Source organism: Xanthobacter sp. DMC47 (assembly GCF_056313845.1).
The window spans coordinates 248,875-268,106 of the sequence record NZ_JBQUZM010000006.1 but is presented as its reverse complement, the minus strand read 5'-3'; the positions used below and the strand labels follow the sequence as shown (position 1 = coordinate 268,106).

Annotated in this window: 16 protein-coding genes; 8 read left to right on the top strand and 8 right to left on the bottom strand. The window is 69.5% G+C overall.

Annotated features, from left to right (window positions below):
* Positions 1 to 1,203 carry an MFS transporter gene (locus ACT54R_RS23435; protein WP_476330815.1) on the top strand — a complete coding sequence of 401 codons (1,203 nt, stop codon included), beginning with the start codon at positions 1 to 3 and terminating at the stop codon, positions 1,201 to 1,203.
* Here ACT54R_RS23435 and dgcA read toward each other — a convergent pair.
* Positions 1,155 to 2,135, bottom strand: coding sequence for an N-acetyl-D-Glu racemase DgcA (gene dgcA, locus ACT54R_RS23430; RefSeq protein ID WP_476330812.1), 981 nt, complete (start codon positions 2,133 to 2,135; stop codon positions 1,155 to 1,157). The two genes, ACT54R_RS23435 and dgcA, sit on opposite strands and share 49 nt — an antisense overlap.
* A 295-nt stretch (positions 2,136 to 2,430) precedes the next feature.
* On the opposite strand from dgcA, the gene ACT54R_RS23425 reads away from it, so the two are divergent.
* The 4 genes from ACT54R_RS23425 (at position 2,431) to ACT54R_RS23410 (ending at position 6,037) form a co-directional block, all read left to right on the top strand.
* Entirely contained in the window at positions 2,431 to 3,558 is a 1,128-nt protein-coding gene (locus ACT54R_RS23425) for an MlaE family lipid ABC transporter permease subunit (RefSeq protein WP_476330809.1), read from the top strand.
* 6 nt (positions 3,559 to 3,564) lie between these two features.
* Positions 3,565 to 4,371 carry an ABC transporter ATP-binding protein gene (locus ACT54R_RS23420; RefSeq protein WP_168457953.1) on the top strand — a complete coding sequence of 269 codons (807 nt, stop codon included), beginning with the start codon at positions 3,565 to 3,567 and terminating at the stop codon, positions 4,369 to 4,371.
* 96 nt (positions 4,372 to 4,467) lie between these two features.
* Positions 4,468 to 5,391, top strand: coding sequence for an MlaD family protein (locus ACT54R_RS23415; RefSeq protein ID WP_476330806.1), 924 nt, complete (start codon positions 4,468 to 4,470; stop codon positions 5,389 to 5,391).
* A 7-nt stretch (positions 5,392 to 5,398) separates the two neighbouring features.
* Positions 5,399 to 6,037, top strand: a complete 639-nt coding sequence (locus ACT54R_RS23410; RefSeq protein WP_476330803.1) for an ABC-type transport auxiliary lipoprotein family protein — start codon at positions 5,399 to 5,401, stop codon at positions 6,035 to 6,037.
* A 25-nt stretch (positions 6,038 to 6,062) separates the two neighbouring features.
* Here the strand turns inward: ACT54R_RS23410 and ACT54R_RS23405 are convergent, their stop codons facing one another.
* Positions 6,063 to 7,529 carry a YcjX family GTP-binding protein gene (locus ACT54R_RS23405; protein WP_476330800.1) on the bottom strand — a complete coding sequence of 489 codons (1,467 nt, stop codon included), beginning with the start codon at positions 7,527 to 7,529 and terminating at the stop codon, positions 6,063 to 6,065.
* A gap of 2 nt (positions 7,530 to 7,531) precedes the next feature.
* Entirely contained in the window at positions 7,532 to 8,053 is a 522-nt protein-coding gene (locus tag ACT54R_RS23400) for a SixA phosphatase family protein (protein ID WP_476330798.1), read from the bottom strand.
* Between the two features lie 189 nt (positions 8,054 to 8,242).
* Between ACT54R_RS23400 and ACT54R_RS23395 the strand changes: the two genes are divergently transcribed.
* Positions 8,243 to 9,763, top strand: coding sequence for an NAD(P)/FAD-dependent oxidoreductase (locus tag ACT54R_RS23395; protein WP_476330795.1), 1,521 nt, complete (start codon positions 8,243 to 8,245; stop codon positions 9,761 to 9,763).
* On the opposite strand, the gene ACT54R_RS23390 is transcribed toward ACT54R_RS23395, so the two are convergent.
* The 3 genes from ACT54R_RS23390 to ACT54R_RS23380 form a co-directional block, all read right to left on the bottom strand.
* Positions 9,751 to 10,296 carry a hypothetical protein gene (locus ACT54R_RS23390; protein ID WP_476330793.1) on the bottom strand — a complete coding sequence of 182 codons (546 nt, stop codon included), beginning with the start codon at positions 10,294 to 10,296 and terminating at the stop codon, positions 9,751 to 9,753. The genes ACT54R_RS23395 and ACT54R_RS23390 overlap by 13 nt on opposite strands.
* A gap of 83 nt (positions 10,297 to 10,379) precedes the next feature.
* Positions 10,380 to 11,372 (bottom strand): P1 family peptidase, encoded by a 993-nt coding sequence (locus tag ACT54R_RS23385; protein WP_476330898.1) that lies wholly within the window; start codon positions 11,370 to 11,372, stop codon positions 10,380 to 10,382.
* A 139-nt stretch (positions 11,373 to 11,511) separates the two neighbouring features.
* Positions 11,512 to 15,834 carry an apolipoprotein A-IV repeat region-like domain-containing protein gene (locus tag ACT54R_RS23380; protein WP_476330790.1) on the bottom strand — a complete coding sequence of 1,441 codons (4,323 nt, stop codon included), beginning with the start codon at positions 15,832 to 15,834 and terminating at the stop codon, positions 11,512 to 11,514.
* A gap of 383 nt (positions 15,835 to 16,217) precedes the next feature.
* Here ACT54R_RS23380 and ACT54R_RS23375 point away from each other — a divergent pair, with 383 nt between their 5' ends.
* A complete protein-coding gene (locus ACT54R_RS23375) occupies positions 16,218 to 16,538 on the top strand; it encodes a 2Fe-2S iron-sulfur cluster-binding protein (RefSeq protein WP_476330787.1) in 321 nt (106 codons plus the stop codon).
* A 30-nt stretch (positions 16,539 to 16,568) separates the two neighbouring features.
* On the opposite strand, the gene ACT54R_RS23370 is transcribed toward ACT54R_RS23375, so the two are convergent.
* A complete protein-coding gene (locus ACT54R_RS23370; protein WP_476330784.1) occupies positions 16,569 to 17,117 on the bottom strand; it encodes an SH3 domain-containing protein in 549 nt (182 codons plus the stop codon).
* A 156-nt stretch (positions 17,118 to 17,273) separates the two neighbouring features.
* On the opposite strand from ACT54R_RS23370, the gene ACT54R_RS23365 reads away from it, so the two are divergent.
* Positions 17,274 to 18,275, top strand: a complete 1,002-nt coding sequence (locus ACT54R_RS23365; RefSeq protein WP_168457944.1) for a 2-hydroxyacid dehydrogenase — start codon at positions 17,274 to 17,276, stop codon at positions 18,273 to 18,275.
* Between the two features lie 12 nt (positions 18,276 to 18,287).
* On the opposite strand, the gene ACT54R_RS23360 is transcribed toward ACT54R_RS23365, so the two are convergent.
* On the bottom strand, positions 18,288 to 19,229 hold the full coding sequence (locus ACT54R_RS23360) for a glycosyltransferase domain-containing protein (RefSeq protein WP_476330781.1): 942 nt from the start codon (positions 19,227 to 19,229) through the stop codon (positions 18,288 to 18,290).
* Positions 19,230 to 19,232: the final 3 nt, after the last annotated feature.

The window sequence follows — 19,232 nt, the reverse complement described above, 5'->3', positions numbered from 1 at the left end:
GTGGAGGGCGCGGGGGAGACAGGGCAGGGCCACCTGCCGCCGCGCGCGCTCGCGCTGAGGCTCGGGGCGGCCTACGGCACCTTCTTCATCGCCCTCGGCATCTTCCAGCCCTATCTGCCGCTCTGGCTGCAGGCGCGCGGGCTGGGGCCTGAGGCCATCGGCCTCGTGCTGGCCGTGCCCATGCTCAGCCGGCTCGCCGCGACACCCCTGCTCGGTCTGCTTTCGGACCGGCTGGGGCGGCCGAGGGCGCTGCTGACGCTGCTGGGGATGGCCACGGTCGCGGCCATGGTGCTGCTGGCCCTCACCTCCAACCTTCCGGCGATCCTGCTCATCCTCGGCGCCATGTCTGCGGCATGGTTCCCCGGCTTCTCGCTGCTGGATTCCTATACCTCGCGCCTCGCCCGGGCGGGACGGGCGGAATATGGCCGCGCGCGGCAATGGGGGTCGGCGAGCTTCCTCGCTGCCAACCTCGCCGGTGGAGTGATCGTCGGTGCGCTGGGCGCGGATTCGGTCGTCCTGCTGATGATCGCCGGCCACATGGCCTATGTGCTCGCGACCTTCGGCCTGCCTGAACTGCCGCAGGCCGAGCCCATGCCCTCGCCCCTCACGGGCCGGCGCGCGCGGCTCGGCTTTCTCGCCGGCATCGTCGCTGCGGGGCTCGTGCAGGCGAGCCACGCGGTGCTTTACCTCTTCGCCACGGTCCACTGGCGGTCGGAGGGCATCTCGCTGTCGGTCATCGGCATCCTGTGGGCGGTGGGCGTGGCGGCCGAGATGGTGCTGTTCCGCTTCGGCCGGCCGCTGCTGGGGCGTTTCGGTGCCTATGGAATGATCGCCATCGGCGGCGCGGCGGCCGTGGTGCGCTTTGCGGTGATGGCGAGCGATCCGCCCATCGCCGTCCTGCTGCCGCTGCAAATGCTGCACGCCCTGACCTTCGCGGCCACCTATCTCGCCATGGTCGATCTCGTGGCCCGCGGCGTGAGCGAGCATCGATCCGGGACGGGCCAGACCACCGCGGCCTGGACCTCGAGCCTGATGTCGTCGGCAGCGAACGTGGCGGCGGGGCCGCTCTGGGCGGCGTTCGGTCCGCTGGCCTTCCTCGCGGGCTGCGCAGTTGGACTGGCAGGGGCGGGCGTGGCCCTCCTCGCCGCGCGGATTCAGCCCCAGAGCAGGGGCTCGGGCGGGGAAACGACAGCGCCCTCGTAGTGAAGGCCGGGGAGGCGGTCGCGGGCGAGCAGCAGCGGCCCGTCGAGATCGACCCACTTGGCGCGTTGGGCGACCAGCAGGGCAGGGGCCATGGCCAGCGACGACGCCAGCATGCAGCCCACCATGACGCCGAATCCGAGGCCATGCGCCGCCTCTGCCAATGCCAGCGCCTCGGTGAGGCCGCCCGCCTTGTCGAGCTTCACGTTGATGGCGTCGTAGCGCGTGCGCAGATCCGCGAGCCCGGCCCGGTCGTGGACGCTCTCGTCCGCGCACACCGGCACCGGCCGGTCGATCCGGGCGAGGCGGCGGTCGTCGTCGGCCGGGAGCGGCTGCTCGATGAGTTCGACGCCGGCAGCGGCGCAGGCCTCGAACAATGCGGGCAGGTCGGCCGCCTTCCAACCCTCGTTGGCATCCACGATCAGCCGCTTGTCCGGCGCGGCCTCGCGCACGGCCGCGAGACGTTCCCGATCACCCGGGGCTCCGAGCTTCAGCTTGAGCAGTGGGCGGTCCGTGGCCGCGGCCGCGGCGCTGGCCATGGCCTCGGCCGTGCCGAGGCTCAGGGTATAGGCCGTGACCACAGGCCGCAGGGGCGGCAGGCCGGCAAGCTCGGCGCAGCCCATGCCGGAGGATTTCGCCTCGAGGTCCCACAAGGCGCAGTCGATGGCATTGCGGGCGGCACCGGCGGGCAAGCGGTGCTGCAGCGTTTCCCGGCTCAGGCCGGCTGCGATTTCGGGCGCGAGCTGCCCGATGGCTGCGACCACCCCCTCCACGCTTTCGCCGTAGCGGGCATAGGGCACGCATTCGCCACGGCCGGTGATGCCGCCCGCGGTTATGCGCACCTCCACCACCACCGCCTCGGTCTTCGAGCCGCGGGCAATGGTGAAGGTACCGGCGATGGGAAAGCGCTCGACGCTCAGGGACAGTTCGGCCATGGGTTAAGCTTAATAGCCGATTCCGCGCTGCCCATCGCCGGGCAGGTGACGATGGTGGCGCAGTGTGTCCTGGCTGATCTCGACGCCGCCGCCGCATCTCTGTATGGCTAGATTGCGTTGGGGCCTCAGGGGCTTTGACGCAGCTGGCGAGGCCTTGCGAACCCGCCGGAGCAAGCGGGGCGTCGGTTCGGGCCGCGGCGGTGTCGCGGCAGGGAATCGGGTCGGTCAGGCCCGAAGCCCGTTTGAAGTTGAGACCAGCCGGCGCGACGCGCCGGTCGCCTTTGGAGACGCCGCGTTGCCGCACGCCTCGTTGATTTCCGTGCACAGCCAGGACGACCGCCTGACCGTGGCCGGTCGCGGTGCGTGGACGTCGGAATATGCCGACGAACTGGAGGCGGCGGTCAACGACACCGCCCATACCTATGCCAAGCCCAAGGATGTAGAGATCGACCTCGCCTCCGTGGAGCGCATGGACACCTTCGGCGCCCTGCTGCTGGAGCGGCTGCGCCGCGCCTGGGCCGGCGCCGGTATCGAGCCGAAGGTCGTCGGGCTGGCACCGCGCTACAAGGTGCTGCTGGAAGAACTTGCCCGCATGGGCCACGAGCCGGTGCCGCCCAAGCGCCGGCACGAAGGCATTCTGGAGCGCTTCGGCCACGAGGTGGTCAACGCCGCGAAGGACGCGCTGTCGCTGCTGAACTTCATCGGCGCGACCGTGGCTGCCATGCTGCGGGTGGTGGCGCGCCCGCGCAGCTTCCGCTTCACCTCCATGGTGAACCAGATCGACCGCGTGGGCTTCCGCGCCGTGCCGATCATCCTGCTCATCACCTTCCTGATCGGCTGCATCCTGGCGCAGCAGGGCATCTTCAATTTCCGCCGCTTCGGTGCCGACATCTATGTCGTGGACATGGTGGGCGTGCTGGTGCTCCGCGAGCTCGGCGTGCTCATCGTCTCCATCATGATCGCCGGCCGCTCGGGCAGCGCCTATACGGCCGAGCTCGGCTCCATGCGCATGCGCGAGGAGATCGATGCGCTGCGCGTCATGGGCTTCGATCCCATCGAGGTGCTGGTGGTGCCCCGCATCCTGGCGCTCATCATCGCCCTGCCGCTGCTGACCTTCATCGGCTCCATGTCGGCCATTTTCGGTGCCGGGCTGGTGTCCTGGGGCTATGGCGGCATCACGCCCGACGTGTTCCTCGACCGGCTGAAGCTCGCCATCGACCTCGATCAGTTCAAGGTCGGCATGTACAAGGCGCCCTTCATGGCCGCCACCATCGGCCTCGTCGCCTGCATGGAAGGTCTGAGGGTGGGCGGCAGCGCCGAATCCCTCGGTGAGCACACCACCGCCTCGGTGGTGAAGGCCATCTTCCTCGTGATCGTCATGGACGGTGTGTTCGCCATGTTCTTCGCCGCGATCGACATGTGAGCGGCCATGGACGCGCAGACCTCCCCCTCCACACTCCAGACCAGCGGCCGGGAAGCCATCATCCGGGTGCGCGACATCGTCGTCGGCTTTGGGGACCGGGTGGTGCTGAACCACCTCAATCTCGATGTCTATCGCGGCGAGATCCTGGGCTTCGTCGGCACGTCGGGCGGCGGCAAGTCGGTGCTGACGCGCACCATCCTCGGACTTGTGCCGAAGACCTCCGGGACCGTCGAGGTGTTCGGGCAGAACCTCGACGACCTCTCCGAGCGCGAGCGTTCCGCGCTGGAGCGGCGGTGGGGCGTGTTGTTCCAGCAGGGCGCGCTGTTCTCCTCGCTCACGGTGAAGCAGAACATCCAGTTCCCACTCCGGGAAAATCTCAAGCTGTCCCAGCGGCTTCTGGATGAGATCGCCTTCACCAAGATCGAGATGGTCGGCCTGAAATGCGATGTGGCCGAAAAGTTACCCTCCGAGCTGTCCGGCGGCATGATAAAACGCGCCGCGCTAGCCCGTTCGCTGGCGCTCGATCCTGAAATCCTCTTTCTCGACGAGCCGACATCGGGGCTCGATCCCATCGGTGCGGGCGACTTCGACGAACTGATCCGCACGCTGCAACAGACTTTGGGGCTTACGGTTTTCATGGTAACCCACGATCTCGACAGCCTTCACACGGTGTGCGACCGGATCGCGGCACTGGCCGACGGCAAGGTGATCGCGGCGGGAACGATCGAGGACATGATGGCGGAACAACACCCTTGGCTGCGGGCCTATTTCCACGGCACGCGGGCACGGGCGGTTCAGAGCGTGCGCCGGTAGGCGCGGGATGAGACGTGCGCGCCGCGTTTGGCGGCACGCCAGGACAAGGGGCAGGCCGGTAAAGCGGGGCAGGCTGCAACGGAACCGGGATGAGGCATGGAAACACGGGCCAACTACACCATCATCGGAGCCTTCACGCTCGCCGTCATCGCGGCCGCGTTCGGCTTCGTGTACTGGTTCGCCGGGCCGCACGATTCCACGGCCCGCAAGGTCTATGAGATCGTCTTCGACGGCTCGGTGGCCGGCCTGCGCCAGGGCAACTCGGTGCTGTTCAACGGTATTCCCGTGGGCCAGGTGACGAGCCTCGGCCTCGTGCCGGGGCAGCCTGGGCAGGTGCTCGTCCACATCGGCATCGACAACAAGGTGCCGGTGCTCTCCGACGCCCGCGCAGGTCTGGAGTCCCAGGGCCTCACCGGCATCATCGCGGTGTCCATCCGCGGCGGAAAGCCGGACGCGCCGCCCCTTCCGCCCGGCCCCAATGGCATTCCCCGCATCTCCGCGGACGGTGGCGCAGGCATGTCCGGCCTCATCAATACGGCGCAGGGCGTCGCCAAGAAGATCGAGATGGTGCTCGACTCGATCAATCCGGACGAGATCAAGAACATCATCCACAACATCGACACCTTCTCGCAGGCTGTCGCCTCCAAGTCCGACGACGTGGCGAGCGTGATCGAGCAGGCGAACGTGCTCGTGAAGCAGCTCAACGGCGTGGCGCAGCGGGTCGACGAGGTGGTTGCGAACCTCAAGACCGCGACCGAGGACAAGAACGGCCTGCTCAACCAGGCCACCGAGGCCGCCACCTCCGTGCGCAAGCTGGCCGACAATCTCGACCAGCGGACTGCCCTCCTCACAAACGAGATCAGCCGCTTCACCGGTCCCGGCCTCAAGCAGTTCGAGGCGCTGGCGACCGACGGCCGCCGCACCCTCGGCGAGATCGACCGCGTGCTCAGGGGCATCGAGCGCAACCCCCAGCAATTCATCCTGGGCGGCGGCACCTCCATTCCGAAATACGGGCGATGAGCCGATCATGAGCGACGTTCCCGCCCCCCGTACCCGTATGCCGACCCGTGCCGCTTCCCTGACGCGCCGCCTGCTCGGCGCGTTCCTGTTCGTCGGCGCCGCCCTTTCCCTCGCCGCCTGCGGTTCGACCCCGACGCCGACCTACAATCTCTCCGCACCCGGCGGCTTCACGGCCGGCGGCGCCGGCAACGGTCAGCTCGTGGTGGTGGCGCCGACGGCGCTCGCCGTGCTCAACACCGACAAGATCATGGTGGAGCCCGGCGCAGGGCAGGTGGCCTATCTGGCTGATGCGCAGTGGAGCGACAATCTTCCGGCGCTGCTGCACGCCCGCACGATCCAGGCGTTCGAGAATGCGAGCAAGCTGCGCCGCGTCGCCCGTCCCGGCGACGGCGTGAACGCTGACTACACGCTGGTGACGGACATCCGCACCTTCGCGCTGCGCATCACCGATCAGGGACCGGTGGCGGTGGTTGAGATCTCCGCCAAGCTCATCGGTACCCAGAGCGGTCGCATCCTGGCGGCGCAGGTGTTCCGCGCCGCCGTGCCGGCTGCCTCCTCCGCCGGCCCCTCCGCCACCGCCGCCCTCGATCAGGCGCAGGAGCAGGTGCTGGTTCAGATGGTGCGCTGGGCGTCCGCAAAGTTCTGACCGGCGGCCTGAACTGCCCGCCGGCTCACACGAGCCGGTCGGCCAGCAGGAACTGAAGCGCCCGGTCCAACCGGATGTGCGGGATTGGTCCCTCGCCGATGCCGGCGGGCGGCCGGAAGCGCAGAAAGCGGAAATCCACGTCGCCCTGCCCATCGCCTGCCCCGGACGAGGCGAGGCCCCGGAATCCCGCGCCCGACGGATCGAACAGCGCATCTGGGTCGGCGGGCAGCTCGCCCGGAAACACTGCCACCTCCTCCTCGCCGTCGAACACGTGGCCGCCGGCCTCCTGGCCCTCCTCTGGTGTACCGACGATGGCGTCCAGCTCATGTCCGCCCCGCCGCACGCGCGCCTCGCGGGTGGCGCGGATTGCGGCGAGGGCCACCACGTCGAGGGTCGCGCCACGGTCATGCGCCCGCTCGCGGGCCCGCTCCACCAAGCGGCCGAGCACCGCCTCCAGCCGGTCATGGCTTGCGCGATGCAGGTGGTCCGCCTTGGTCGCGGCGAACAACACCTTCTCGATGCGCGGCCGGAAAAGGGTGCTCACCAGACTGTTCCGCCCCGTGCGGAAGGCGGCGAGGATGCCGTCCAGTGCCCGCTCGAGATCGGCGAGGGCGGCGGGCCCGGCATTCAAGGCCGACAGCGTGTCCACCAGCACGATCTGCCGATCCAGCCGGGCGAAGTGGTTGCGGAAGAAGGGCCGAACCACGGCGTGCTTGTAGGCCTCGAAACGCCGCTCCATCATGCCGCCCAGCGTATCGGCGCGGGAAGGCGCGTCCTCCACGTCCAGCGGGGCGAAGGTGAGAGCAGGGGAGCCTTCGAGGTCGCCGGGCATCAGGAAACGGCCGGGCGGGAGTAGGCTCATGGCCAGCCGCTCGCTGCGACAGGCGGCGAGATAGCCGGTGAAGCGCGCCGCCACCTCCCGCGCCCTGGCCTCTTCGGCCGGTCCGCTTGCAGGGGCATCGGCCACGGCAGCGAGGAAGGGCGCCGCTACCTCGGCCCTCGCCTGCGCCCGCGCAAGGGCGAGGCTCTGGCGGGCGAATTCGGCGTAGGACATGTTCAAAAGCGGCAGGTCGAGCAGCCACTCGCCGGGATAATCCACGATGTCCAGCGTGAGGGTTTTCAGGCTGCCGCGTCGCGTGGCGTAGCGGATGGCGAGACGCAGCTCGCTGACGCGGGTGGTGGAGGACGGCCAGCGCCGCTCCGCACCCAGCATCTCCATATGGGCCTCATAGGCGAACCGCGGCACCGCGTCGTCCGGCTGGGGCTGCAGCTCGGCGCGGGCGATGCGGCCGGACTGGTAGGGCTCGAACACCGGCATCCGGGCGCCCTTGGTGAGGGCGTGGATGAGGGCCGTGGTGAAGATGGTCTTTCCCGCCCGCGACAGGCCGGTCACGCCGAGGCGGAGGGTGGGATGGGCGATGCCCTCCACCCGATCCGCCAGGGCCTGAAGCGCGATCCGCGCGTCGTCCACGGCGTCCGTGAAGAACGCCATCGTCAGTCGTTTCCGCCGAGGTCGCGCGGGGTGACGAAGCGGTCGAGGCGGCCGATGCCGGGCGCGGTTGCGCTCCACTCGTCCACGGGAAGGTCGATGACGGCGAGGCCGCCGGTCGGGAATTTCTCTGCCATGCTGGCAAGATGGGGCGCCGGACCCGCAGCCACAAGCAGCTCGGCGAGGTCTTCGAGGCCGGGATTGTGGCCCACCAGCATCACGCTGTGGGCGTCCTTCGGCTGCTCGCGCAGCACGGTCATAAGGCGGGCGGCGGAGGCGTCGTAGACGCGGGGCTCGCTCGCCACCACCTTCGGCTGGGGCAGGCGGGCGGCCACGAGGTCCCACGTCTCGCGTGTACGGCGGGCGGGGGACACCAGGATGCGATCGGCCAGCAGGTGCTCCTGCGCGATATAGGCGCCAATGCGGGGCGCCGCGCTCCGGCCCCGGGCCGCAAGCGGCCGCTCCGGGTCGGCGATGCCGTCCGGCCAGTCCGACTTCGCATGACGCAGCAATATGAGTCGGCGCATGGTTACTAACCGATCAACGAAATGCGGCTCCTTATGACGCACGCGACCTGTGCAGCGCAACGTCTGCTGCCGCGCCGCAGCGTCACGCCCCCCGGCGCAATAGCCGGCCGAACGCCATTAGAGCGCCGCAAATAAACGCTTTCTCAAGCTGGCGGCGTCAGCATTCCCCATCTCTTATTGGACCAATTCATGAGCCAGACGTCTGCGCACCGGCCCCCCGCGCACGATGCGATGGTGCCCGAGCGCTCCGCCGCCGGTCCCAAGCGGATCATCGACTGCGATGTCTGCGTGGTCGGCGGAGATGTCGCCGGCCTCGTGCTGGCGGCGGATCTCGCCCGGCGCGGACGCGACGTGGTGCTGCTGGCCATGGCCGGTCCGTCGGCGGCTGCCCCCTCCTGGCCGCTCGACAGCGTCATCGCTCCCGGCTTTCCTCTCTCAACCCTCGATCTTTCGAGCCGTGTCGGCCGCGACGATGCGCAGGAACTTCTCATCCTCTCCGCGCAGGCGGCGGATGCGGGGCTTGCGCTTGCCGAACGTCTCGGCGTCGAGATCGGCCCGCGGGGCCGCCTCACCGTGGCCCGGGCCCACGCGGCCGACGCGCTTTATCGCGAGCATGAGCTGCGTCAGGAATTGGCGCCCGACACCACCGTCTTCGTCGGCGCAGAGGACCTGGTCGCATTGCTGGGTACGGAGACATTTGCCGCCGGACTTGGCGTCGTGCCGGCAGAACGGGTGCGCACCGCCTCCCTCGCTGCGGCTCTCGACGAGGCCGCGCGGACGTCCGGCGTGCGCATCGTGAACGTCGAGGGGGCCCTTTCAGTCGATCTGAAGGGCGTCCGCAAGTATCTCGATATGGCAGGCCAGCGGGTGCGCGCTTTTCAGGTCGCTGTATGCGGACCGGCGGCCTTTGCCCGGCTCGGCTCGGGCGTGGCACGGCTGCCGCGGGCGCCGTGGGTTTCTGGGGGCTTCCGGCTGCCGGGCAGCACCGTGCCTTATGCCGGCCTCGTCGAGGAGTTCGGCCTCACCGGCCTCGCCTACCATTTCGACGGTGACCGGCTGGCGCTCGCCGCGCAGTCCGCTTTGCCGGCGTTGACCCGCGTCGGCGCCGCGCGCGTGCTGCGGCGTCACGCGGCCGAGGTTTATCCGGTCGGTTCCGGGCTGGTGGAGGGCGCGCGGCGCTGTGCCCTGCCGGAGCCCGGCGGCATGCCGTTGCTGCACGAGGGGGACCGCGGTGTCTGGTATGCCCTTTCACCCGGCGCCGGATTGCTGGGGCTCGATTTCCTGGCAGCGCGGTTGATTTCCGGCGCCATCGCCGACCGGGACGACCGGATTTCGCTGCTGCAGCCCTTCGCGTCGGGCGGGCTTTCGGGATGGGCGGGGCGTGCTGCGCGCTTTGCGGCCTTCTGGCATGTGCGGCTCGCGGCACGCCTCCACATGGAGAAGAGCCTGCCCGCCCAGGCGCCGCCGGAGGAGCCGGTCCTTCCCGCCCCGCTTCCAGCACCGGCAACGGCCGGCGCCCTGGCGCGGAGAAGCGTTGCATCGGCCGCCTCGGCCTCCCGCCATGCAGCACGGGCTGCGCTTCATGCCGCCTCTGGCTGGGCGTCCGGCGTCGCCGAGCGGGCGGCGTCCGAAGGTGCGCGCCGCCGCAGGCGCCCCCAACCGGAGCCGCACGGCGATCTGGAGGAGGAGGCGCCGCCTCAGCGGCGGTAGAAGCTCTTGGGGCGGACGCCTTCCCGGAAATAGCCGAAGAAGGCGGCGACGCCCGCCGCCTGCGCCAGAAGCCCGGGCATGAGCGCCGCGAACGCGCCGAGGTCAGCCCCGTCCGGCGCGATGGCGTCGCGGATGGCGAACTGGCTGTAGCCAGTCGTCGCCAGCCAGAGCACCAGCAGCCAGGGTAGCACCAGCAACGCGATGCGCGCCCGGGCCACCGTCAGCACAACCATGGTCACCGCCCAGACGAACAGCACGATCTGCGGCATCAAGCCCAGCCGCAGCACCTGCTGCGCCACGCCCGCACCTGCAAAGGAATCGAACAGGGCAGAGCGCGCGCCGGTGACGCCCAGCGCCGAAATCAGCGTGAATAGCCCCGCCAGAGGCAAGGCGGCGATGCCGCAGGCGCACCAGAACAGGAAGGCCAGCGCTCCGCCGAGTCGCGTCGGGCCTTCGGGCTGGCCGGGCGCGTGCGCGGGGGCTCGGAGTGGGGCTTTGGGCAGCGGGACTTGGGGTGTAGACGGAGCGGTCATGGGGATCCTCAGATCACCCGGCTTATAGCCGATCCGGCGCGCCGCGCATCTGGCAACGCCAGCCCGACGCGGGGTGAATTCCGTCAGCTGCCGAAATGGTCGTGCCAGCTCTTCTGGCAGTCCGGAAAGGGCAGGCGTCGCGCCTCATGCACCGCCCGCGCGACCGCCCGCGCGAGCACGATGGAAGCCAGGGCGCCCAGCCGCGCGAGGTCGGGAAGCTGGGCGTCCAGCACCTTGCGCCCGGTGGCCATGGCAAACACCACGTCGCCATCGAGCGGCGTGTGGACGGGAAACAGCGAGAGCGCGAGACCGTTCTGCGCCATGATGGCGAGCCGTCGCGCCTGCACCGTGGTCAGCACCGCATCCGTCGCGACCACGGCGATGGTGGTGGCGAAGCGCGAGATGCCACCCTTGAGCCGGGGATCGCTGGCCTCATCCGGAACATGCATTGGCGCACCGAGCCCGCCGAATTCTCCATCCCGTTCATAATGGCCGGCACGGAAATGCGGGCCGTCGCCGAACAGGGGGCTTCCGGCGGCGTTGACCGCGACAATGGCGCCGACCACATGGCCGGTGGCGGTCACGGCCGAGGCCGAGCCGAGCCCGCCCTTGACGGTGGCCGTGGTGCAGCCGGTGCCGGCCCCCACCGAGCCGAGATGAAAGTCCACGTCGGCGGCGTCGAGGGCATCACGACCGAGCTGGAGGTAAGGAGGATGGCCCTCCCAGCCCTTGTCACCGCCATTGAGCAGGTCGAACAGGATGGCGCCGGGCACGATGGGCACCCGCGCGGTGCCGACCGGAAAGCCTCGTCCGCGCGCCGCCAGCCCCGCCATGACGCCGGATGCCGCATCGAGGCCGAAGGCCGAGCCGCCCGAGAGGGTGATGGCATCCACGCGCTCCACCGTCGCCGCCGGGTCCAGAAGGTCGGTTTCCCGCGTGCCTGGGCCCCCGCCGCGCACGTCCACGGCCGCCACCGCCGGCTCCTCGGCGAGGATCACGGTGACGCCGGTGCCGATGTGAGGCTCGGTGGCGTTGCCGACCAGCAGGCCGGGGACATCGGTGATGAGATTGCGCAGCGCCCTCTCCTCAAGCTGGCCGAAGCTGGGCGGAAGATACGACAGGCGGCGGGATAAAAAAGACCGCGCCGGGCGTCTCGGGCCCGGCGCGGCTCTTATGGTGGTCCAGCCTGCGGCGGCCGGGTCGGTCAGCTCCGCCTCAGTCGAGGCGCCCGGAGGCGTGGGCGAGCATGGTGTAGACCTTGCCCGTGTCGGAGGTGAGGTAGGTGCGCGCCAGCGTGCTGCCGCGGTCGTCGCCGGACACCTGATCGATGAGCCGCTCGAACTCGGCGACGTAGCGATCCACGGTCTCGCGGAAGCCGGCATCGGCGCGGTAGCGGCGCTTCAGGGCATCGAAGGTCTGCTGCCCCTGCAGGGTGTAGAGGCGGCGGGAGAAGACGTGGCTTTCGCCGTTGTTGTGGCGATCCCACATCTCCACGGCCGCCTGATGGTCGACCATGCGGGCGATGTCGGCGGAGAGGTCGTCGAGGCTCTCCGGCGCCGGAACCGGGGCCGGGGGCGCTGCACGGGGAGCGCGGGGAGTGTCCTCGTTGAGTTCGCCGGAGGCGCGGGCAAGAAGCTCGGTCAGCCAGCTGTCGCGCTCCTCGCCATTGGCCTCGGTGCGGCCGGCGGGCCGCGGCGCAGGCCGCTCCGCAGGCTCGGCGCGGCGGCTCGTCGGGGTGCTCGGGGCGCGGCGCAGTTCCGACTGCAGAAGGCTCGCGCCTTCGGAACGGGTCGGCTCGGAGCGGCTGGCTTCGCTGCGGACGATGTCGGCGCGGGTCGGCTCGGGACGCTGGAGTTCCGAACGGGGGCTCTCGGCGCGGGGTTCGCGCTCCGGGCGGCTGCGCAGGGCGGAAGCCGTCTCGCGCGGCGCTTCGCGGGAGGCGCGGGTGGTCTCCTGGTGCGCGGCGCGGGCCGAAGCCTCCACCACGTCGAGGGCCTGACCCTGCCGGGCGACGATCTCGTTGAGTTCGGCCAGGGCCTTGATCTGCTCGGCCACTGCGCGGCGCATGGTGGCGGCGCTGGCCTCGGTCTCGGCGGGCAGTTCGAGGATGCCGCGCTTCATCTCCTCGCGGGCGAGGGTGATGGCCTGCTGCACGTCCTCGGCCACCCGCTTTAGGTCGGTGGCCACAGCGGTGAAGCGGTTGCCCGTCTCGCCGAAGAGGCTTTGCACGTCGTTCAGCGCGGCCTCGTAGGTCTCGCGCAGGGCGGCAGCGGACCGCTCGCGCTCGGCGTCGGCAGCCGTGCGGACCAGCGCGAGCTGCTGCGCCACCGCATCCGTCGAGCCGGACGTGGCCGCCGCAATGACGTTGGCGATCTCGCCGGCCCTCTGCTGGGAAGCGGCGTAGGTCTGGTCGAGCATGGTGTGGAAGGCGGCGAGGCGGCTCTCCACGTCTCCGACACGCTGGGCGAGGGAGCGGGCAAGCTGCTCCATGGCTTCGCGGCGCGCGGCGAGGGTGCTGTCCACCTGATCGTGGGTGGAGGCGAGAGTCTGGGCCGCCTCGTCCATGAGACGGCGGTTCTGGTCGAGCCGCTCGGAGAGGGACGACATCTGCGCCAGCGCGCTGGCCGACACTTCCTTGAGCGAGCCGATCTGAGACTGGAAGCGCTCGGCGGTGGCATCGGCGCTGAGGGTAATGCCGGAGACGGCGCCACCGAAGCTCTCCACCTGGCGGGCGAAGGTGCCCGCGAAGGCGTCGAGGCTGGACACCGCCTGCGTCAGCGCGCCCTGGAAGGTGGTGTTGGCGTCGTCGAGACGCTCGATGATGACGCCCACGTCGGTGCGCAGGGCGGTGTTGGTGGCGGTGATCTCCGACACGGCGCGCTGGCTGGTGCGCTCCAGCGCGGAGAGGAAGGTGCCGTTCTTGTCGTCGATGAGATGGGCGATCTCGGTCAGGCGGGTGCCGAGATTGTCCGCCACCTTGTCCGAATGCTCGGACAGGGTGCGGCTGACGTTGGCCGAGAGGGTGGTGAGCGAGCGCTCCACCTCGTTCGCCTCGGCGCGCAGGGCACCGGAGACGTTCTCGATGCGGCCGACGAGGGCATCCGCGATGGCCGTGCCGCGCACTTCCAGCGACGTGGCGACGCCATCGAGGCGGCCGAGCACCAGTTCCTCGATGCGGTGGACACGGCCGTCGAGCACGGAGGCGATCTCCTGCGCCCGCACGCCGATATTGCGGTTCACCGCGTCCGCGCGGTCGGTCAGCACCTCGCCCAGCGCCTTGGAGCGCGTGGCGAAGAAGGTTTCCAGCGTCTCCACCGACTTGTCGAGGGACTCGGTGGCGTTCTTCGTGCCCTCGGCGATCGTGCGGGCGAAGTTGACGGTGCGCGTGGCCAGCGTCTCGGTCAGGCTCTGGGCGCGCTGGTCGAGCGTCTGCTCGATGCGCGAGAAGCGCTGGTCCATGATGGTCGCCACCGTGTCGGTGGTGGCGGACAGGCGCTCGTCCAGCGAGGAGGTGGCGAGGCGCAGGTTCTCGTTCACCAGCGCCACCCGGTGGGTGATCTGGTCCACCAGCTCTGGCGCATGCACCTTCACCGTGGTGTCGAAGTTCTTCACACCGTCCTGCATGGCGCGGGCGAGGTGGGCCGCATCGTGCTGCATGCGGTCGGCCAGTTCGGCGCCGCGCACGGTGATGGTCTCCTCCATCGCCTTGAGGCGCGCGGTGAGCATCTCCTTGATGGCGTCGCTCTTGGTGCCGATGGTGGCGACCAGGATGTCGGCGGTCTCGCGGAAGGCTTCCGTGACCTTGGAGCCGCGGGCGCCGATGGCCTGCGTCACTTCGGTGGCGACGCGCGACAGGCGCTCGGTCATGTCCTCGCCAGCGCCGTTGAGGGACGCGGCGACCTCGTGGCTCTTGTCCACCAGCGCCGTGACCACCTGGTTGCTTGAGCGGTCGAGCGAGGAGGTGATGCGCTCGCCGGTCTCGGAGAGGCGCTGCTGCAGGTCCTCGCCGCGCACGGCGACAGCTTCGTAGATCCGGTTGCCGGTGGCCTCGATGCGGTCGGCGAGGTCGGTGCCGCGCACGGCCAGCGTCTCGGCGACACGCTCGCCGGTCTCCTCCAGCTTGCGGACGAGTTCGCCGCCGCGGGTGGAGAACTCGACCACCGCGCTCTCGCTGGTGGCACGGAAGGCGGAGTTCACCTCGGCCACGCGCACGTCGATGTCGTCTGCGAAGCGGCCGGCATTGTCGGCCAGCGTGTCGGCGATGCCCTGCTTGAGGCGGTCGATGTTGCTGCTCACCTCGTCGCCCCAGCGTTCCACGAGCTGCGACACGTCGGTGGTGGTAGCGAGCAGGTTGGAGGCGAGGTCGTCGGTGCGCGAGCGCAGGGTCTCCACCAGCAGGTCGCCGGACTCGGAGAGGTCCTGACGGATGTCGGAGCCGGTGAGCTGGAGGCGGTCGATCAGCTCGCCGCCCTTGGCGGTCAGGCTGTCGATCATGCTGTCGCCGACGCGGGCGAGAGCGGCGGTGATGTGCTCGCCCTTCTGGCCGAGGATCTCGGTGACCTGCTCGCTCGCTTCCATCATGGTGGTGTGAATGCGCGAGGCGACGTCCTTCACCTCGCTGGAGAGCACCGTCTCGGCGGCGATGATGCCCTCGCGCAGGCGCTCGGTCTCGATCTGGATGTTGTGGCGCTCGGCCTGCAGGTCGTCGATGAGGGTGCGGATACGGGTCTCGTTCTCCTCATAGGCGCGCTCAAGGGTGGCGACCTCGGCGCGGACCATGGCCTCCAGCTCGCCGGCGCGGGCGACCGCGCGGTCCATGCCGTCACCCATGGCGGCCACCTCGCGGCGCACGGCCTGACCGACCGTGACCACGCTTTCGGTGGCGATGGATTCCGGCTGGGCGAGGCGCAGGGCGACCTCGGTCATGGAGCGGGCGATGCCCTGCAGCTCCAGCGAGCGGCGCACGATGCTGGCCATGCCGAAGAAGGCGAGCGGCGGAATGAGGATGCCGGCGAAAATGCCGAGCAGCGCCGGGGAGTCGCCCAGCGACTGGAGCCCGTTTGAGCTTGCCATCAGGCCGTGGTGGACGGTGTAGGCGAAGATGATGCCGACGATGATCCACACCAGCGAGGCGCCCGTCGCCCAGTAGAAGGGCGTGGCGGAGGGCTTCTTCTGCAACTGGCCGAGGAGTTGGCCGATGGGCTGGCGGTCATCGTTGGCGGCGCGGCGCTCGGCCTCGCTGCGAGGGCGGGGCGCGCCTTCGCGGCGGCCGCCTTCAACACGGACCTCACCGCCCTCGGGAGGCCGCGGGCGGCGGTTGATGGGCCGGCCTTCGCGCTGCGGTCCGGGACCGGCGAGGACACGTTCCGGCGCGGGCGGTCGATCGAGCGGGGTTCCGCGATCCGGCGGCAGGGGCGCATCGCCTCCCTTGGCCGCGGCCGCATTGGCCTCGGCATTGTCGAGCTCGAGCGTCAGAGCCTCCTGGATGGCCGACAGAGCCGCCTCGGTCGGATCCTGGATCTTCTTCGGGTTCTTCATCTCGCTGTCGCCTCTGCCCGCTTTCGGTGCCGGGGCATGATGCCGCCCGTGGCTCCGATACCCGTACACGCCCCCGTCATCCGGCGAGGCCGGACGAAGATGGTTTATCGTTTCTTATCCTAGACAGGCCGCGGCTCCGTTTGAACCGCCCCTGCCGCATTAATGAAGATATCGTTAATATCGAGCCACTTGGCTTGAGCTTGGCCGTTCGACTGCTGCGCGCGCAGCCCGCGACAATCGGCTCGCGCGCTGGTGCGGCGCGAGGCAAGCCGCTATAGCCAGTGGCCGGAAAGCGGCCCCGCCGCGGTCATCAGGCCGAGGCGCGCGAGCCGTCCGATGAAGCCACCGCCGCGCCTGCGGCGGAAGCCGGGAAGCGACACTCTATGGTTGCCATTACCTTTATCGAACACACAGGCGCGGTCCACAAGGTCGATGGGCCGGAAGGTGCTACCGCCATGGAGACTGCGGTGCGCAACGGCGTTCCGGGCATCGTCGCGGAATGCGGTGGCGCCTGCGCCTGCGCGACCTGCCACGTCTATGTGGACGAAGCCTGGATGGAAAAGGTCGGCCAGCCCTCCGAGATGGAGGAAGGGATGCTCGATTTTGCGACCGACCTTCACCCCACCTCCCGCCTGTCCTGCCAGATCAAGCTGACGGCTGCGCTGGACGGGCTGGTGCTGCACACGCCCGAGACCCAGGGCTGAAGCCGGCAGGCGAGGGGGGCGGCTCCCCCCTCAGTCCACCTTCTCGCCGGGATAGACGCCGAACAGCTGGTTCTGCTGCACATAGCCGTCGAAGCCGTCGCCGGTGATGCGGCAGAACTTGCCGTCGCAGGCCTTCACCACGCCCAGCACGCTCGGCTCGAGCTTGGCCACGACCTTGGCGTCTGCGTCGGCCGAGCCGCGCAGGGGCACGGTTTCGCCCTTCAGCCAGGGGGCGACGAGGGCGGTCCGCCGCAGCGACAGCATGGAGTGGTACACCCATCCCTCCGCGCCGTCGGCATCGCGGATGCGGCGCCACGTCTCGTATTCGGCCGTCACCTCGACGGGCAGGCCGGCGCGGTTGAACACCCAGGCCACGTCCTGGTCCCGGTTCGGCCCGTTGCGGACGTTCACCTTGTCGGCCTTGAGCGAGACGAAGCGCGGGACCGGGAGGCCGGAGGTGCCGGGCTCGGCGGCGACTGCCCCCACAGCCGTTCCCACCATCATCGCCGCCGCAAGGGCCAGGGCTTTCACCGACCGGCTGTCGAGGCTTCGCTTCAGATGAGTTCGCTTTGCGGGCATGATGGGATCGTCCTTTCGCATCGCACCTAACAGACCGGAGGGGTGCCCCGACGTGGCGGGCACGTCAAGGCCCTGCGTCCCGGCGCGCCTTGTGTTTCCCCGGCTGTCTGATAGACGGGACCAGAACCGTTAAGAAATGGGGAATGGGGAGTAACGATGGTGCGTCGCAAGCCCCTCGTCGTTGTCACGCGCAAGCTGCCCGACTCGGTCGAGACGCGGATGCGTGAGCTGTTCGATGCGAAACTCAACATCGACGACGTGCCCATGGATCAGGCCGCGCTGGTGGAGGCGGTGAAGACGGCGGACGTTCTCGTGCCGACCGTCACCGACCGTATCGATACGGCGGTGCTCTCGCAGGCTGGGGAAAACCTGCGACTGATCGCCTCCTTCTCCAATGGCGTCGACCATATCGACGTTGCCAGTGCGCTGAACCGGGGCATCACGGTTACCAACACCCCCGGCGTCCTCACCGAGGACACCGCGGACATGACCATGGCGCTGATCCTCTCCGTGCCCCGGCGCCTCGCCGAAGGCGCACAGGTGATGATCGCCGACAAGGAAGAATGGGCCGGCTGGTCGCCCACCTGGATGCTCGGCCGGCGGATCTGGGGCAAGCGCCTCGGCATCATCGGCATGGGCCGCATCGGTCAGGCGGTGGCGCGGCGCGCCAAGGCATTTGGCCTGCAGATTCATTACCATAACCGCCGCCGCCTCAATTCCGGCATCGAGGAAATGCTCGACGCCACCTATTGGGACAGCCTGGACCAGATGCTGGCGCGCATGGACATCGTGTCCGTGAACTGCCCGCACACCCCCGCGACCTACCACCTGCTCTCGGCTCGCCGCCTTAAGTTGTTGAAGCCAGACGCTTATGTGGTGAATACGGCGCGCGGCGAGGTGATCGACGAGAACGCTTTGACCCGCCTGCTGGAAGCCGGCGAGATCGCCGGTGCGGGTCTCGACGTGTTCGAGCACGAGCCGGCGGTGAACCCGAAGCTGGTGCGCCTCGCCAAGCAGGGAAAAGTCGTTCTGCTGCCGCACCTTGGCTCCGCGACGCTGGAAGGCCGAGTGGACATGGGCGAGAAGGTCATCGTCAATATCAAGACCTTCATGGACGGCCACCGTCCGCCGGATCGCGTGCTGCCGGCGATGCTCTGAGGCGGAAACGCCTCAGCTCCGGCTGCGGCCGGCAAGGCGGGCCGCGAGGCGTGCGAGCCGGCTGACAGGCCCGGATTCCGGTGCCGTTCGGGGGCTGTTCGGCACCGGTTCAGGCGTGTTCGGCGCGCATTCAGTGCCGAACACAGCCGTCGCCTCGGACTGCGCCAGCTCCAGCGCCGCGATCCGCGCTTCCAGCGCCGCGCGCTCCCGCCGCCAGTCGTCCGCCAGCAGGCTGGCTGGTATCTGGCTGTGGGTGGGCGAGAAGGGGAAGGCGTCCCGGTCGCGCGCGGGGGTCACGGGCCAGCGGTGGAACCACGACCCCAGATTGTCCACCTCGAATCGCGCCACCTCCAGCCCGGATCGGCCCAGCGCATGGGTGCCCGAGAGCTGGTCGCGGCGGGAGTAGCGCAGCACCTGCGCTAGCCAGAGACGCATGGCGGTGATGACCGCGGGGTCGTGGTGGCGGCGCAGGATGATGGCGGACCAAAAGGGCACCGCCTCCAGCGCAGCTGGGTCGCTCAGCATGTAATGGTTGAGCTGTTCCAGCACCCGGCCGCCATCGTCGAGGCCCATGCGCAGCACTTCCATGAATTCGTCGCGCACGCTGGCCCTGAAGCTGTGCCCCGGCATGGCCGCCATTTGGCCTTCGGGCAGATAGCGCGCGATCACCTCTTCAGGCGGCGCCGTCAGGATGACGCTGTTGTCGATGTAGAGGGAGACATCGTAGCCCGGCAACACATCATGCGGCGAAAGCTTGACGATCCGCTGGCTGCGCACCGGGTCGAGGGGGAAGGCCGGCGGATAGGGCACCAGCTTCCACGAGGCGCTGGTGAGCGTCGGATCATCGGTGAAACAGAGGAAGTCGAGGCCGGAGGCGGCGGCCATGGGCTGCTCGTTCAGCGCCTCGTAGCCGCCGATGAGGCACGTATAAACGCACGCACGCGGTCCCGTCATGCC

Excerpts from the sequence above, each read along its gene's own strand:
- dgcA (WP_476330812.1), bottom strand. The coding sequence starts at position 2,135 with ATGGCCGAACTGTCCCTGAGCGTCGAGCGCTTTCCCATCGCCGGTACC.
- ACT54R_RS23420 (WP_168457953.1), top strand. The coding sequence starts at position 3,565 with ATGGACGCGCAGACCTCCCCCTCCACACTCCAGACCAGCGGCCGGGAA.
- ACT54R_RS23415 (WP_476330806.1), top strand. The coding sequence starts at position 4,468 with ATGGAAACACGGGCCAACTACACCATCATCGGAGCCTTCACGCTCGCC.
- ACT54R_RS23410 (WP_476330803.1), top strand. The coding sequence starts at position 5,399 with ATGAGCGACGTTCCCGCCCCCCGTACCCGTATGCCGACCCGTGCCGCT.
- ACT54R_RS23405 (WP_476330800.1), bottom strand. The coding sequence starts at position 7,529 with ATGGCGTTCTTCACGGACGCCGTGGACGACGCGCGGATCGCGCTTCAG.
- ACT54R_RS23400 (WP_476330798.1), bottom strand. The coding sequence starts at position 8,053 with ATGCGCCGACTCATATTGCTGCGTCATGCGAAGTCGGACTGGCCGGAC.
- ACT54R_RS23395 (WP_476330795.1), top strand. The coding sequence starts at position 8,243 with ATGAGCCAGACGTCTGCGCACCGGCCCCCCGCGCACGATGCGATGGTG.
- ACT54R_RS23390 (WP_476330793.1), bottom strand. The coding sequence starts at position 10,296 with ATGACCGCTCCGTCTACACCCCAAGTCCCGCTGCCCAAAGCCCCACTC.
- ACT54R_RS23380 (WP_476330790.1), bottom strand. The coding sequence starts at position 15,834 with ATGAAGAACCCGAAGAAGATCCAGGATCCGACCGAGGCGGCTCTGTCG.
- ACT54R_RS23375 (WP_476330787.1), top strand. The coding sequence starts at position 16,218 with ATGGTTGCCATTACCTTTATCGAACACACAGGCGCGGTCCACAAGGTC.
- ACT54R_RS23370 (WP_476330784.1), bottom strand. The coding sequence starts at position 17,117 with ATGCCCGCAAAGCGAACTCATCTGAAGCGAAGCCTCGACAGCCGGTCG.
- ACT54R_RS23365 (WP_168457944.1), top strand. The coding sequence starts at position 17,274 with ATGGTGCGTCGCAAGCCCCTCGTCGTTGTCACGCGCAAGCTGCCCGAC.
- ACT54R_RS23360 (WP_476330781.1), bottom strand. The coding sequence starts at position 19,229 with ATGACGGGACCGCGTGCGTGCGTTTATACGTGCCTCATCGGCGGCTAC.